The 14,950-nt window shown below is 32.2% G+C and carries 15 protein-coding genes; 12 read left to right on the plus strand and 3 right to left on the minus strand.

The window, feature by feature from the left end; all coding sequences use genetic code 11:
• Positions 1–689 precede the first annotated feature (689 nt).
• From rpsF to purF, 8 genes are all read left to right on the plus strand, one after another.
• Positions 690–1,121, plus strand: a complete 432-nt coding sequence (gene rpsF, locus AB6T46_RS05375; RefSeq protein ID WP_370932051.1) for a 30S ribosomal protein S6 — start codon at positions 690–692, stop codon at positions 1,119–1,121.
• On the plus strand, positions 1,114–1,365 hold the full coding sequence (gene rpsR, locus AB6T46_RS05380) for a 30S ribosomal protein S18 (protein ID WP_370931123.1): 252 nt from the start codon (positions 1,114–1,116) through the stop codon (positions 1,363–1,365). The genes rpsF and rpsR overlap by 8 nt, the downstream gene beginning before the upstream one ends.
• Positions 1,366–1,506: 141 nt before the next feature.
• On the plus strand, positions 1,507–2,586 hold the full coding sequence (locus AB6T46_RS05385) for a hypothetical protein (protein ID WP_370931124.1): 1,080 nt from the start codon (positions 1,507–1,509) through the stop codon (positions 2,584–2,586).
• A gap of 27 nt (positions 2,587–2,613) precedes the next feature.
• A complete protein-coding gene (gene rplI, locus AB6T46_RS05390) occupies positions 2,614–3,144 on the plus strand; it encodes a 50S ribosomal protein L9 (RefSeq protein WP_370931125.1) in 531 nt (176 codons plus the stop codon).
• An 87-nt stretch (positions 3,145–3,231) separates the two neighbouring features.
• Entirely contained in the window at positions 3,232–4,719 is a 1,488-nt protein-coding gene (locus AB6T46_RS05395; RefSeq protein ID WP_370931126.1) for a replicative DNA helicase, read from the plus strand.
• Between the two features lie 17 nt (positions 4,720–4,736).
• Positions 4,737–6,125, plus strand: coding sequence for a DNA repair protein RadA (radA, locus tag AB6T46_RS05400; protein ID WP_370931127.1), 1,389 nt, complete (start codon positions 4,737–4,739; stop codon positions 6,123–6,125).
• A 62-nt stretch (positions 6,126–6,187) separates the two neighbouring features.
• Positions 6,188–6,757 (plus strand): CvpA family protein, encoded by a 570-nt coding sequence (locus AB6T46_RS05405; RefSeq protein ID WP_370931128.1) that lies wholly within the window; start codon positions 6,188–6,190, stop codon positions 6,755–6,757.
• A 101-nt stretch (positions 6,758–6,858) separates the two neighbouring features.
• Positions 6,859–8,322 (plus strand): amidophosphoribosyltransferase, encoded by a 1,464-nt coding sequence (purF, locus tag AB6T46_RS05410; RefSeq protein ID WP_370931129.1) that lies wholly within the window; start codon positions 6,859–6,861, stop codon positions 8,320–8,322.
• A 321-nt stretch (positions 8,323–8,643) separates the two neighbouring features.
• Here purF and AB6T46_RS05415 read toward each other — a convergent pair whose 3' ends face one another.
• Positions 8,644–9,396, minus strand: coding sequence for a phosphatidylcholine/phosphatidylserine synthase (locus AB6T46_RS05415; protein WP_370931130.1), 753 nt, complete (start codon positions 9,394–9,396; stop codon positions 8,644–8,646).
• Positions 9,397–9,403: 7 nt separating this feature from the next.
• Positions 9,404–10,105 carry a phosphatidylserine decarboxylase gene (locus AB6T46_RS05420; RefSeq protein WP_370931131.1) on the minus strand — a complete coding sequence of 234 codons (702 nt, stop codon included), beginning with the start codon at positions 10,103–10,105 and terminating at the stop codon, positions 9,404–9,406.
• 151 nt (positions 10,106–10,256) lie between these two features.
• Between AB6T46_RS05420 and AB6T46_RS05425 the strand changes: the two genes are divergently transcribed.
• The gene (locus AB6T46_RS05425; RefSeq protein WP_370931132.1) at positions 10,257–10,814 is read left to right on the plus strand and encodes a TIGR00730 family Rossman fold protein; all 558 of its coding nucleotides are present in this window, start codon (positions 10,257–10,259) and stop codon (positions 10,812–10,814) included.
• 1 nt (position 10,815) lies between these two features.
• Here AB6T46_RS05425 and cysS read toward each other — a convergent pair whose 3' ends face one another.
• Positions 10,816–12,330, minus strand: a complete 1,515-nt coding sequence (gene cysS / locus AB6T46_RS05430; RefSeq protein ID WP_370931133.1) for a cysteine--tRNA ligase — start codon at positions 12,328–12,330, stop codon at positions 10,816–10,818.
• Positions 12,331–12,433: 103 nt separating this feature from the next.
• Here cysS and AB6T46_RS05435 point away from each other — a divergent pair, with 103 nt between their 5' ends.
• The 3 genes from AB6T46_RS05435 (at position 12,434) to groL (ending at position 14,896) form a co-directional block, all read left to right on the plus strand.
• A complete protein-coding gene (locus AB6T46_RS05435) occupies positions 12,434–12,820 on the plus strand; it encodes a TIGR02301 family protein (RefSeq protein WP_370931134.1) in 387 nt (128 codons plus the stop codon).
• Between the two features lie 99 nt (positions 12,821–12,919).
• Complete coding sequence (gene groES, locus AB6T46_RS05440) at positions 12,920–13,216, plus strand: co-chaperone GroES (RefSeq protein WP_370931135.1); 297 nt, start codon at positions 12,920–12,922, stop codon at positions 13,214–13,216.
• A 30-nt stretch (positions 13,217–13,246) separates the two neighbouring features.
• Positions 13,247–14,896, plus strand: a complete 1,650-nt coding sequence (gene groL / locus AB6T46_RS05445; protein ID WP_370931136.1) for a chaperonin GroEL — start codon at positions 13,247–13,249, stop codon at positions 14,894–14,896.
• Positions 14,897–14,950 lie beyond the last annotated feature (54 nt).

Below are 14,950 nucleotides of genomic sequence, written 5' to 3' on the forward strand. Positions count from 1 at the left end.
TTAATTATTACCTTACTTTATTAAATATTACGTTATGCAATATGGTCTTAGTAAATTATTATTGCTTTCTGTAAAAATTACAATATCTATAAGTAGATGACTGATTATATCTATTTACATCTATAAAACCAATTTGATAGCAAAAAAGACTATATTTAGCAACAGCCTTTAATTAAATTAATTATAATAACACCAATTATAGTTATATTCTCTTTACTAATTAATATAATAAATCAACCACCGCAATATAATTTTATCTTAAATTATAAACTTTAAATCTAATCTTAACAAACGATCAATACAAAAAATATTTATTAAAAAATATAAATTTTTTAGTAGAACACAAAAGATAAACAATCATAAGATTGGTTAATAAAATTGAAATAATATTAACACCATAATATTATCTATCTGACATCATCCACTTTAATTTAATATTACTTAATTCTATCACTAAAAATAACTTGTAAAAAAAGAAAAAATTAATTATAAGGAAACTTGTAATTAACCTATGTTCGGCTGGGGGCTGAACGGAGGCATGGAATATATTAATATTCTATGTTGAGCCTTGGCTCTATCCTTCCCGTGTCTCCGCTCTCGATCATATAGTTTTAGCGTCCTTTCTTCAGTTTTTCTAAGAGATGTCGCAGAGGCTTGGCGTCGAACATACTTTTGAAGAAAGGCAAATTATGGCTTTATATGAACATATAATCATGGCTCGCCAAGATTTATCTACACAACAAGTTGAATCTATGATTCAACAATATAAAAATGTTATTGAATCAGAAGGTGGTAAAGTAACACGTGTAGAAAATTGGGGGCTTAGAACTCTAGCTTATCGAATCCAAAAAAATCGTAAAGCTCATTATGCTATGCTAAATATTGATGCACCAGCAACAGCTATTTTTGAACTTGAACGTCAGTTGCGAATCAATGAAGATGTTATTCGTTTTCTTACTATCCGTGTAGAAAAACACGAAGAAGGAGCTTCTATCTTTATGTCTCGTCGTGAACGTGACGAATCTAATCAACAAGAAAATCGCAGTAATCATGCTAAATTAGATAATAAGTTAGATAAAAAGTTAGACGAATCTAATAAAGAGGAAAATAACAATGAATGATACAGCTAGCTTGTCTTCCGTACGTCGTCCTTTTAGCCGCCGTCGTAAAAATTGCCCTTTTTTAGAAAAAGGCGCCGCTCCTATTGATTATAAAGATGTAAAATTATTGCAACGTTATATTTCTGAACGCGGCAAAATAGTCCCGTCACGTATAACTGCAGTAAGTCAGAAAAAACAACGTGAACTAGCAAAAGCTATTAAGCGTGCTCGTTTCCTTGCTTTTTTACCTTATGTAGTAAAATAATTAACTTAGGTTCATTATCTAAGATACTAAAATATTTGGTTGGGGTTGCATAAATAATTTAGATATAGAGATTTAATTCCTATAACTAGATTATTTCGCAACTTCTAACTGCCAACAATAACTCAGGCAGGACAGCAGATTATGACATTTAATTCCCGTATATTTTTTATATCTATTTTCTTTGGCGTTCTAGCTGCTTTATTCTCTATATCGCCGCTTTTCGCCTTTTTATGTCCATTACCGATATTATATATATCTTTAAAATTTGGTAATTTTGCTAGCTTATTTGCAACCACAGTAACAGCAGCTATATTATCATTTTTATATCCAGGTGGAGAAACTAATTTTTTCCATTATTTATTAGTATATATTATACCCGCATTTTTAACTGGATACATGTTAAATATTTCCCGTAATAGCAATGATATAAAAAATAATAAATTTTTTAATTTATTATTTACATCATCTTCAGATAAAAGTAATATAAAGATAACTAATAAAACTTTAAAAGCAACGAATCAAGCTCAGAACAAGGTATTTTTAAGTATACCTCATCTGGTATTATCAGTTATAATAATTTTATTATTCAGTTATAGTTTATCTATTAAATTTCAATTTTATTCTCCAGCAATGGAGGCACAAATAACCAAATTATCTGAATTTATTTATATGGAACTTAAAGATAAACTGTTACTTTCAAAACAAATAGTTTTGGTAAAAGAGGATCTTTTAAATCTATATACTAAAGTCATTATTAATTTACTAACAATTTTTATTGGAATATCGCTTTTCTTTAATATGATAATAAATCTATATTTAACACGCAATGTTGTTCCTAATCCTATCTCAGGTAGGGTATGGACGCCTTTAACTAAAAGTTTTCGTCTATCGTTATTCACCAAAATTATTTTATTAGTTACTCTTATTAGTATATTCACCATTTCAAACTTAAATATACAATTATTTTTAAATGTCTTTCTAGGCTTATTAATAGCTGCTACAATAGCAGCCGGTTTTGCCGTTATACATAATTTTTCGTCGCATAAAACATGGGGTAATAAACTCCTTTTAACGACTTATATTTGTTCAATTGGCTTTTTAGTAATGGGACAATTAGTTGCTTTTACCAATGTTTTTATTGCCGTCATGTTACAAATTATTAGCTTCATTAGCTTTATGCTAATTTTTCTTATCGGAATTTTTGCAAAAACTGCAAAATAATCATATTATATTTGAAAGGATTATACCATGAAAGTCATCTTATTAGAACGCGTACTTAAATTAGGTCAAATGGGTGAAATAGTCGATGTTAAACCCGGTTATGCACGTAATTATTTAATTCCACAACAGAAAGCATTACGTGCAAGTGCAGCTAACTTAGCTAAATTTGAAAACCAAAAAATTCAACTTGAAGCACAAAATTTAAAACGTCGTGAAGAAGCTGAATATGTAGCAGAAAAACTTAACAAGAAAGTTTTCACTATCATTCGCGCTGCTTCAGAAACAGGACAATTATATGGTTCTGTAGCTACTCGTGATATAGTAGAATTACTTAAAGACGGCGGATTTACTTTACAACGCAGCCAAATTCAAATTGCTAATCCTATCAAAATTCTAGGATTACATACATTACCGATTTATTTACATGCAGATGTAAAAATCACAATCACTATTAATATAGCCAGAACTCCAGATGAAGCTGAAAAACAATTAGAATCATCTGCTGAAAAAGAGCAAAAAATAGAAGAAGAAATTACTACTGCTGAAACAGAAGAATAAATGCATTGATAAGGTACCATAAAATTGGTACCTTATCACTCTATATTACTTATGAAAAAATATATTATGTAGTTAAGGTAATTTTTAATGAATCTATCTCCTGAAGAAGTTCTTGCCAACGAAGAAGAAAAGCAAAAAACTTCTGATATAGAGCAAACGACTAATAATATTAGAGAAGCGCCTTTCAACATTGAAATAGAACAAGCTATTCTAGGCGCTCTATTAGTCAATAATGAATATTATGATAAAATATCCCATATTCTAGAACCAAATTTTTTCTATGAAAAATTACATCAAAAAATATATTCAATTTGTAGTAAATTAATTCAAGCAGATAGACGAGCTGATTATAAAACAGTAAAAAGCTATCTGCCCTCAAATTTACTAGTTTCGGATGAATTACCTATATCTGAATACCTAGTAAACCTATGTTTAGACACTGTTGCAATTATAAATATCAAAGATTACGCTCAAATTATTTATGAGTTATACTTAAGACGGCAATTAATAAATATAGGTGAAGACATTGTTAATACAGCGTATGAAGTAGAAATTGATATTCCTCCGGTTGAACAGATAGCACAAGCGGAACTGAAGCTTTTTAATTTAGCTGAACATAATGCTCCTGAACAAGGACCGCAACCTATTTCAATAGCGCTAACTGAATCTATCGCCATGGCGGAAGCAGCTCATAAAAGAACGGGGCATTTATCAGGGATTGCTACTGGTTTATCTGATTTAGATAAATTAATGGGCGGGCTGCAAAAATCAGATCTTATTATTTTAGCCGGTCGTCCTGGTATGGGTAAAACCTCTTTAGCTACTAATATAGCTTTTAATATTTCTTATGCTAAAAAAAACAAATTAGAAACTAACGGTAATATATTATTTTTCTCATTAGAAATGTCATCAGAACAATTAGCTACGCGTATCATTTCAGAGCAATCTGAAATTTCCTCCGCAAATATTCGACGAGGAAATTTAACAGATATTGAGCTTGATAGGTTAATCAAATGTTCGCGTGAATTACAAGAACTACCTTTATACATTGATCCAACTGGCGGTATATCTAGCTCTAAATTATCTGCTAGAGCTCGTCGTCATAAACGTCAATTTGGATTAGATGTAATAGTAATTGATTATATCCAACTTATGACGGTTGCTAATTCTAGTAGTTCTAATAATAGAGTAGCTGAAATAACTGAAATAACCAATAGTCTTAAAGCCTTAGCTAAAGAATTGAATGTTCCTATTATTGCCTTATCACAACTTTCTCGACAGGTAGAAAACAGAGAAGATAAGCGCCCGCAACTTTCTGATTTAAGAGAATCAGGATCAATTGAGCAAGATGCAGATGTGGTATTATTTGTTTATCGTGATGAATATTATTTACAAAATACTGAACCTGAATTAGACTCATCTAAATATACTGAATGGCAAACAAAAATGAATGCATCTAAAGGTAAAGCAGATGTAATTATCGCTAAACAACGTCATGGTCCAACAGGAACCGTGAAATTGCAATTTGAATCTCGCTATACTCGCTTTAGTAATTTAGCAGAAGATAACAACTAAAATTAATAGTAGGTTTTATGGCTCGCAAACGCTCTCGTTTTATTTGTTCATCGTGTGGAACCAGTCATCCACGTTGGAGTGGACAATGCGACTCGTGTAACGATTGGAATTCTATTCAGGAACAAGAAATAACCTATGGTATAGGATCTAAAGATACGGTTAAAAACGGTAAAAAGCTTGAGTTAGTTGGTCTAGAAGGCAGCTCTCCAGAAAAGCCACGTATTAATTCACAAATAAAGGAATTAGATAGAGTAACCGGCGGTGGTTTTGTACGCGGCTCCGTATTATTGGTAGGCGGTGAACCCGGTATAGGTAAATCAACTATTTTAATGCAAGCTGCAACTTCTCTTGCTCAGGCTGGACATAAAATAATTTATATATCTGGTGAAGAAGCCATAAGCCAAATTAGATTACGAGCTAAAAGATTAGGCGTTAGTAAGAGCCATGTCTTATTAGCTGTAGAGACTCATATAGAAACTATATTGACCACCCTACAAAATCAAGAAAAAGCTGACCTAGTTATCATCGATTCAATCCAAACTATCTGGAGCAATGGAGCCGATTCCACCCCTGGTACAGTAACTCAAGTTAGATTATGCTCACAAGCTTTAATTAACTATGCTAAAAATAACGATGTTACTATGATATTAGTTGGACATGTCACCAAAGAAGGACAAATCGCTGGCCCTAGGGTTGTAGAACATATGGTAGATTGTGTGTTATATTTTGAAGGCGATAATCAACATCATTATCGATTATTAAGAGGTGTCAAAAATAGATTCGGCGCAACTAACGAAGTTGGTGTTTTTGAAATGACAGAATATGGTTTAAAAGAAATAGCTAATCCATCTAGTTTATTTCTTGGAAAAATCGAAAATAGATCCGCCGGTAGCGTTATTTTCGCTGGTATTGAAGGAACACGCCCTATTTTAGTAGAAATACAAGCTTTAGTAGTTATTACTGCTTCAACTAATGTTAAACGATCATGCGTGGGTTTTGATAACCAAAGATTGCATATGATATTAGCTGTACTGGAAGCACATTGCGGTATAAAACTCAGCAATTATGATATTTACATTAATGTTGCCGGTGGTTATAAAATTCAGGATCCTGGAGCTGATCTTGCAGTAGCGGCGGCTATAGTTTCCTCATTTTCTAATATTATTCTGCCTTCTAGATGTGTTTATTTTGGTGAGATCAGCTTATCGGGGAACCTACGTCCTGTAGCTCAAGCAAATTCTAGAATTAAAGAAGCGCAAAAATTAGGTTTTAATCAAGCAGTTTTATCTGCAGATAACATTGATATAACATCTAATGAAGAGTTTGCGACAGCTAACATCAATAAATTACAAGAGGTAGTAGAACGAATTTTAGCTAGGGATAAAATTAGGAAACAACATAAATAAATTGTTTTTTAACCATAATTACTTATATTCATTGCAATAGATTAATAAATTAAAGGTGGAAAATGTCAGTTACCTTTCTAGATGGTGCCGTAGTTGTAATTGTAGTTATATCTGGTATTATCTCAATGTTAAGAGGCTTTTCGAGAGAAATATTTTCTATATTCTCTTGGGTAGTAGCTGCTTTAATAAGCTATTATGGAGTTGAACATTTATTACCTTATATACAACCGCATATTAGCAATAACTTAATAGCTTTTTTAATAACTGGCATCTCACTTTTTCTAATAGCCCTTATAATTATGTCCTTAATCACGAAAAAATTAAGCAACATGGTAACTGACAGTAGAGTTGGCCCTGTGGACAATATTTTAGGACTAATTTATGGAGGTATCAGAGGATTTATAATAGCTTTATTAGCTTTTATGTTTTTAGATAAATTAATATCACCTATCAATCAACCTAAATGGCTACATGAGGCTAGCTTTCGTCCATTTTTAGAAGCTACATCAGAAAAATTATATAATTTATTTCCTCCTGCACCAGAAGATTGGCTAGAATGGGTCGAAAAAAAGATTGACGAAATATCAACACCTCAAGACTTTGAACATATACCTCCAGAAGAAGAGCAATAATAACTTATAATAATTTACTATTTTACTTTAAATCAGTAAAAATATATTATAATGTACTATCGCTAAATTATTATAATGTTGGATCTCGGTAAAGGATAAATATGTATAAATTTGATATTTATAACGATAGGCTTCGAGAAGAATGCGGCGTCTTCGGAATTATAGGACATGTAGATGCAGCTAAGTTAACAGCTTTAGGATTACATGCCTTACAACATAGAGGTCAAGAAGCGGCAGGAATCGTAACTACTGATGGTCATAAATTTTATGAAGAAAAACATCTAGGATTAGTAGGTGATCATTTCACTAGCATTAATAATTTAAATAAACTTTCTGGTTCAATTGCTATAGGTCATGTTAGATATTCTACAACTGGTGAAACTAGTCGTCGTAATATTCAACCTTTATTCTCTGAATCAATAGAAGGTGGATTAGCAGTAGCGCACAATGGTAACTTTACTAATGGGCTCACCATACGTAAAGAACTAATAAAAACAGGAGCTATTTATCAATCTACTACAGATACTGAAGTAATATTACACCTCATTGCTAGAGCCCAAAATTCCAACATTATAGATAGATTTAGAGCATCTATACAACAAATTGAAGGCGGATTTGCTTTACTAGCCTTAACAAATAATAAACTCATAGTAACAAGAGATCCTGTTGGTATTCGCCCGCTGGTTATGGGGCTCTTAGATGGTAAACCAATTTTTTGCTCGGAAACATGTGCTTTAGATATCGTAGGAGCAACATATGTCAGAGATGTAAAAAATGGTGAAATTATAATCTGTGAACTAAAAGAAGATGGAGAAGTTACTATCGAAACTATACAACCATCTGCTACTAAGCCCGAACGTCTTTGTATGTTTGAATATGTATATTTTGCACGTCCTGATTCAATCGTTGGTGGCAAAAGTATTTACAATGCTCGCAAAAAAATGGGTGAAATTTTAGCTACAGAACATCCATGTGATGCTGATATAGTAGTTCCTGTACCAGATGGTGGAACACCAGCTGCGATAGGATATGCACAAAAAAGTGGTATCAATTTTGAATTAGGTATAATACGTAATCACTACGTTGGTAGAACATTCATAGAGCCCACCCAACAAATAAGAGCTTTAGGAGTGAAGTTAAAACATTCGGCTAATAAAACTGTTATCGAAGGTAAAAAAGTCGTACTTATAGATGATTCTGTAGTTCGAGGAACTACATCTCTAAAAATAGTACGCATGTTAAGGGAAGCAGGAGCAAAAGAAGTCCACCTTAGAGTAGCTAGCCCCCGTATTTATTACCCTGATTTTTATGGAATAGATACTCCACATCGACATAATTTAATAGCTAATAACCATTATACCGTTGAAGAAATGAGCGATCAAATTGGTACTGATTCTTTAAAATTTCTATCAATTGATGGCCTTTATCAAGCCGTATGTGGTCAAAATAGAAATAATTCATCACCCCAATTTACTGATCATTATTTTACCGGAGATTATCCAACCCCGTTAAAAGATAACGAAGATGATGAACTTTTACAACAGTTAGGTACAAACCAAATATAAAAATTACTATAATTTAGTTAAGCCCTCTCTATAAATAAAGCTGTTCCTCACCTAATCTGCAATAGGTTTAAAACCCTCTTTATCCATATCCACTGCAACCATAACCCATACGAAATAGGCTAAATAGCCTATTCTATCTCTAGATACTTAGTTATCCATAGCCGGTTAAACTTGTCTAATCCAAAATATAGTGACAAAGAACACAATAAAATAACTCTAAATTATCCGCAGAGTTACTCTAACATTTACCTTAACTGAAAATACTTCCAAACTATTATCTAAGCGATCAGGTTCGCAGATTTAATTTGAGCCTGTTCCAGGCTACTCCAAGTTACCGTAATTCTTGTGCCAATAGTAATAACTAATAGGTATAAAAATAAAATATACTATACTGAATAACAACATGATTATCCACAAATATGTCATTAATAAACTTATAAAGGCTCCTGCAATCAATAAAGCAAAAATAATAGTTTCTATTTTAAAATTAGTTCCTAACGCTTTACCATTAGCTATAGGGAAACGGCTTATTAATAAAAAAGAAATCACTATAGCATAGATACTAGAGATAATAATAAACTCTTTATTAAAAACAAGATCTGTATTAATAGTTTCTGCTATATATATTGGTAACAATAATAATAATGCTCCTCCTGGTGAAGGTAAACCAACAAAATAATATTTTTCCCATTCATTTGTATTATCAGACTCTAAATTAACGTTAAAACGCGCTAACCTCAAACAACAAGCTACTGTATAGGTAACAACTATTATCCAGCCTAAATGCTCATATTGATTTAATATATAAAAATATAATATTAACGGCGGTATTACACCAAAATTTATAACATCAGCTAAGGAGTCTAATTGTCCACCAAAAGAAGTGTTAACTTTCAACGCTCTAGCCACTCTACCATCTAAACCGTCTAAAAAAGACGCTGTTAATAATAATAACAAGGAATTAAAAAAATTACCCGCCAAGGCTGAACGTAAAGACGCAATCCCCGCACAAATTGCAAGAACAGTTATAAAGCTTGGAACAAATAACCTTATAGAAAATAAATTTTTAGACATTAGTTAATTAACTCTTTCTAAAGGATAAAATATTACTTTGATCACCTAATTTTGCTAAGACAGTTTCTCCAACAATTGCATTTTGTGTAACATCTACTTGCTCTAACAAATTAGTAGGTAGATATAAATCTACTCTTGATCCAAAGCGAATTAAGCCAAATCTTTGTCCAGCTACTAAATGATCCCCTTCTTTTACCCAACAACAAATTCTACGTGCTAACAAACCGGCCACTTGTACTACTGCTAACTCTCCATGTGGGCTATCAATTATCAAAATATTACGTTCATTTTCTTCACTAGATTTATCTAGCTCAGCACTTAAAAATTTACCTTTTTTATATATTATTTTTTTTATAGTTCCACTAACAGGAGATCTATTAACATGACAAGAGAAAACATTCATAAAAACGGAAATACGCAAAACTTCTTCATAATCCAAACCTAATTCTTTAGGCGGTACAATTTTTTCTACACAAGATATTTTACCATCAGCAGGACTAATCACTAAAGAATCATCTTGTGGAGTTACTCTCTCAGGATCGCGGAAAAAATACATACACCATACAGTTAAAATTAATCCTATCCAAAAAAAAGGTTGCCAAACTACTACCCCTAGCACTAAAGCGGTTACAAAAAATATTGCAATAAAAATATACCCTTCTCTATGAATTGGAACCAAAACATTACGTATAGTAGTTACTATATTCATGATTACCTCACCTAAGTTTTATTATTAAGTTTTGATATTATCTTTACTTAACATATTGTTAAAGACAAAAAACTATTTAGTAAACAAAAAAATGCTATATAACTTAAAATATTGCTATAATAAAATATTTTCAACTAACAAGGAGTTTGATATGGCTATAGAATCAGTATGTGTATATTGCGGAGCTGCCCCAGGTAAAAATCCAATTTATGTTGAACAAGCAACTTTATTAGGTAAATTATTATCAAAAGCAAACCTAAAGCTAGTATACGGCGGTGGTTTTAAAGGAATAATGGGAGCCGTAGCTAAAAGTATGCAACAAAATGGTGGACACGTAACTGGTATTATTCCGCACTTTTTAATTAATCGAGAATCCAGTCACGATCAATTACTCCTATTAAATGAAGCTATATTCACTGAAAATATGCACCAACGTAAACAAGAAATGTTCACTAGAGCTGATGCTTTTTTAGCCTTACCAGGCGGCATAGGAACAGTAGAAGAAATAGTAGAAATTTTTACTTGGTCACAAATAGATCAACATAAAAAACCGTTCATTTTCGTCAATATAAATAATTACTGGGATCCTATTAAAGTATTTTTTGAACATATGTTAACAGAGGGTTTTATCACATCTTTTCAAGATAATGGACCTCTATTTGTAAATAATGTTGAAGAAGTATTTCCTCTATTAGACAGCCTAAAATAGGCTAACTAATATCTTTTATTTCCCAATTAGTCTTTCTGACCCCTGAATTGGGGTCTTTATAATCTTTTAACACAATCTTTTTTTCCAATAAATTTTGCCTTATTAGATCTGCTTGGTGCCAATCTTGTTTATCAATATAAGCCTGCCTAATTTTTATTTGTTCCAAAATATAGTTTTCATCGACAACAGAAGTCTGAATAAAGATAGGATGATTATCATTCAATAGATCACTAGAAAATAATCCTAGTAATTGCATTGCAGCTAATAAAGGCAATATTTCCTTTTCTTTATAGCTCTTCCTCATATAAGTAATTAAAGCAGGAGTAGCTAAATCATCATTAAGGATATTAGCAGCATTTTGTAAATCCTCCTGTTTAATTTCATTAATATTTACTTTTTCGTTACGTAAAAATTTATACCATCTATATAATTCTTTACTTGCATTACATAATCTATCATATGTCCAATTAAATGGTTCATGATAGTGAGTTTGTAAGATTGAAAATCTTGTTGCTAATCCATTCCATTTACTATTAATTTCCGCAGGTAAATTATTGATATTTTCTAATATAGAATAATTCAACACTTCATGAATAGTTAAAAAATTGCCGGTGCTCTTTGACATTTTTTTACCTTCTAACTGTACGAACCCATTGTGAATCCAATAATTTGCCATAATCTCAGTGTTTAAAGCACAACATGATTGTGCTATTTCATTTTCATGATGTGGAAATATTAAATCTATACCCCCGCCATGGATATCAAAAATATTTTTTTCAGCTTTATCATTATCCAACCCGCCCCCAAAAGGCATCAGTAAAGTAGCATATGACATAGCTGAACATTCAATATGCCATCCTGGTCGACCTTTGATAGTAACTCCTTTAGGAGACTCCCACGCTGGTTCATTTTTCAATGAAGGCTTCCATAAAATAAAGTCAAATTCACTTTGTTTATAATCTTCCACCTCAACCCTTGCACCCGCTTGCATATCTTGCAAACACCTATGTGACAATTGTCCATATTGTAAATTACTTTGGTTCATTTTAGTAACAGAGAATAACACATGTTCTTTCGCTATATATGCAAAGCCTTTATCAATCAAAAGATTGATCATTTCTCTCATTTGGTCAATATATTCAGTAGCTTTAGGCTGTACATCAGGTGATAAACAGTTTAAAAAATTTACCTCTGTTTGTAATTCTTTATTAATATCATTTGTTAATTTTTTAATAGCAAGATTAATATCTATATCTGGATATAATTCATTTGCTCTTTTTATAATTTTATCATCAATATCAGTAATGTTACGCACATATATAACATTTTTTTTACCGAAATTTTGCTGTAATAACCTAAATAAAATATCAAAAACTATAATTGGACGTGCATTCCCTATATGAGGACTATCATAAACCGTAGGACCACATACATACATACGAATATTTTCAGGATCTATTGGTTGGAATGTTTCTTTAGTTTGACTTTTAGTATTATATAATGATAAACACGTCATATTATTTCCTTTATTAGCAGCTTTTATTTTAATTTATCTCACTTGTCAAACAACAAAACCAACCCATAACTTTAAATGTAACATTTATTTTAAGGGTTATAGAATGGCAAAATATATATACTTTATTCTATTATTTTTTAATGCTAATTATATTGTGTTAAGTAATAATTATCAACAATTATACGATAGCAATATTTACAATCAGAAAATTAATCGTCTCAGTGAAATTTTAGGGTCGTTACAATTTTTAGAACGATTATGTAATAGTAAATCTGCAATATGGAAAAATTATTTAGAACGTTTAATTGAAGCACAAAACGCCTCTGATGAACAAAAAACACAAATGATTTCTTATTATAATCATGGTTACCAATCTTTCAGAGATAACTATGAATATTGTACTACATCAGCAACAATAGCAAGACAAAAATATCTAAAAAATATTGAATTACTTAGTATAGAATTACTAGAAAAATATAAAACTAAATAATTTAGCTTATGTTGAAAATATTATTTGATTACCCTTGAAATTAAAGATAACAATTTTTATCTATTAGAAAGAATTAAATGTTAGATTAAGAGGTTAAAAATGACAAATGTAAACTTTCGTCCATTACATGACCGTGTTCTGGTAAAAAGATTAGAATCAGAAGAAAAAACCGCTGGCGGTCTTTTCATCCCTGATACAGCAAAAGAAAAACCTCAAGAAGGTAAAGTAATAGCTGTAGGAACTGGCACAAAAGATGAAAACGGCAAAGTCATAGCTTTAGAAGTAAAAACCGGTGACCATATTCTTTTCGGCAAATGGTCTGGCACTGAAGTTAAGATCAATGGTGAAGATCTTTTAATAATGAAAGAATCTGATATTCTAGGAATTATTGCTTAATTAATTACTAAATTATAGGAGAGTAAAATAATGGCTGCTAAAGAAGTTAAATTTGGACGTGACGCCCGTGAAAGCTTATTACGTGGTGTTGATATTTTAGCTAATGCTGTAAAAGTGACTTTAGGTCCTAAAGGACGTAATGTTGTAATTGAAAAATCTTTTGGTGCTCCTCGTATCACTAAAGATGGTGTCTCTGTTGCTAAAGAAATTGAACTTGACGATAAATTTGAAAATATGGGCGCTCAAATGTTACGTGAAGTAGCGTCTAAAACAAATGATGTTGCTGGTGATGGTACTACAACAGCTACTGTATTAGGTCAAGCAATTGTACAAGAAGGCGCTAAAGCTGTTGCTGCTGGCATGAATCCAATGGACGTAAAACGTGGTATTGATCTAGCCGTAAATGAAGTAGTAGAAAAGTTAATCAAAAGTGCTAAAAAAATTCAGACATCTGAAGAAATTGCACAAGTAGGTACTATATCTGCAAATGGTGAAACTGAAATAGGTCAAATGATCGCTGACGCTATGAAAAAAGTTGGCAACGAAGGCGTAATTACTGTTGAAGAAGCTAAAACAGCTGAAACAGAATTAGAAGTAGTTGAAGGTATGCAGTTTGACCGCGGATATTTATCACCTTACTTTGTCACCAATGCTGAAAAAATGCTAGCCGACTTTGATGATCCATATATCCTTATCCATGATAAAAAATTATCTAACCTACAAACATTAGTACCTATACTAGAAATGGTAATGCAATCTGGTAAACCATTGCTTATCATTGCTGAAGATGTAGAAGGTGAAGCACTTGCTGCTCTTATTGTTAACAAAATTCGCGCAGGTTTAAAAGTTGCTGCGGTTAAAGCCCCTGGTTTTGGCGATCGTCGTAAAGCTATGCTAGAAGATATTGCTATCCTTACTAACGGTCAAGTTATTTCTGATGAATTAGGTATGAAATTAGAAAATGTAGACCTAAATATGTTAGGACGCGCTAAAAAAATACATATCACTAAAGAAGCAACTACAATCATTGATGGCGCTGGTGAAAAAAATAACATTGAAGCCCGTGTAAATCAAATTAAAGCACAAATTGAAGAAACAACTTCAGACTATGATCGCGAAAAATTGCAAGAACGTCTAGCTAAATTAGCTGGCGGGGTAGCTGTTATTCGTGTTGGTGGCGCTACTGAAGTAGAAGTTAAAGAGAAAAAAGATCGTGTAGATGATGCTTTAAGTGCTACTCGCGCTGCTGTAGAAGAAGGTATAGTAGCTGGTGGTGGTTCTGCTTTATTAAGAGCTTCTGTAGCTATTACAGCTCAAGGCGCTAATGCTGATCAAGAAGCTGGTATCAATATTGTACGTCGCGCTATACAAGCTCCTGCTCGCCAAATCACAACTAACGCTGGTTGTGAAGCCTCTATCATTGTTGGTAAAATTTTAGAAAATTCATCTGAAACTTTTGGCTATAACACAGCTAATGGTGAATATGGAGATCTAATTTCACTTGGAATTGTTGATCCAGTGAAAGTAGTTCGCACAGCTCTACAAAATGCTGCCTCAGTTGCTGGATTATTAATCACTACTGAAGCAATGATTGCTGAATTACCTAAAAAAGATAGCGGAATGCCTGCAATGCCTGGTGGTATGGGCGGCATGGGTGGTATGGGCGGTATGGATTTTTAATCCCCGACAGCAAAACCCTCTATTACTTAAAGAAAGCGGCTTTTATAGTCGCTT

The organism is Bartonella sp. DGB1, assembly GCF_041345015.1.
Classification (GTDB): domain Bacteria; phylum Pseudomonadota; class Alphaproteobacteria; order Rhizobiales; family Rhizobiaceae; genus DGB1.

Coding starts and splice junctions, on each gene's coding strand:
- AB6T46_RS05405 (WP_370931128.1), top strand. CDS start 6,188: ATGTCAGTTACCTTTCTAGATGGTGCCGTAGTTGTAATTGTAGTTATA.
- rpsR (WP_370931123.1), top strand. CDS start 1,114: ATGAATGATACAGCTAGCTTGTCTTCCGTACGTCGTCCTTTTAGCCGC.
- AB6T46_RS05395 (WP_370931126.1), top strand. CDS start 3,232: ATGAATCTATCTCCTGAAGAAGTTCTTGCCAACGAAGAAGAAAAGCAA.
- purF (WP_370931129.1), top strand. CDS start 6,859: ATGTATAAATTTGATATTTATAACGATAGGCTTCGAGAAGAATGCGGC.
- AB6T46_RS05425 (WP_370931132.1), top strand. CDS start 10,257: ATGGCTATAGAATCAGTATGTGTATATTGCGGAGCTGCCCCAGGTAAA.
- rpsF (WP_370932051.1), top strand. CDS start 690: ATGGCTTTATATGAACATATAATCATGGCTCGCCAAGATTTATCTACA.
- cysS (WP_370931133.1), bottom strand. CDS start 12,330: ATGACGTGTTTATCATTATATAATACTAAAAGTCAAACTAAAGAAACA.
- radA (WP_370931127.1), top strand. CDS start 4,737: ATGGCTCGCAAACGCTCTCGTTTTATTTGTTCATCGTGTGGAACCAGT.
- AB6T46_RS05435 (WP_370931134.1), top strand. CDS start 12,434: ATGGCAAAATATATATACTTTATTCTATTATTTTTTAATGCTAATTAT.
- rplI (WP_370931125.1), top strand. CDS start 2,614: ATGAAAGTCATCTTATTAGAACGCGTACTTAAATTAGGTCAAATGGGT.
- AB6T46_RS05415 (WP_370931130.1), bottom strand. CDS start 9,396: ATGTCTAAAAATTTATTTTCTATAAGGTTATTTGTTCCAAGCTTTATA.
- groES (WP_370931135.1), top strand. CDS start 12,920: ATGACAAATGTAAACTTTCGTCCATTACATGACCGTGTTCTGGTAAAA.
- AB6T46_RS05420 (WP_370931131.1), bottom strand. CDS start 10,105: ATGAATATAGTAACTACTATACGTAATGTTTTGGTTCCAATTCATAGA.
- AB6T46_RS05385 (WP_370931124.1), top strand. CDS start 1,507: ATGACATTTAATTCCCGTATATTTTTTATATCTATTTTCTTTGGCGTT.
- groL (WP_370931136.1), top strand. CDS start 13,247: ATGGCTGCTAAAGAAGTTAAATTTGGACGTGACGCCCGTGAAAGCTTA.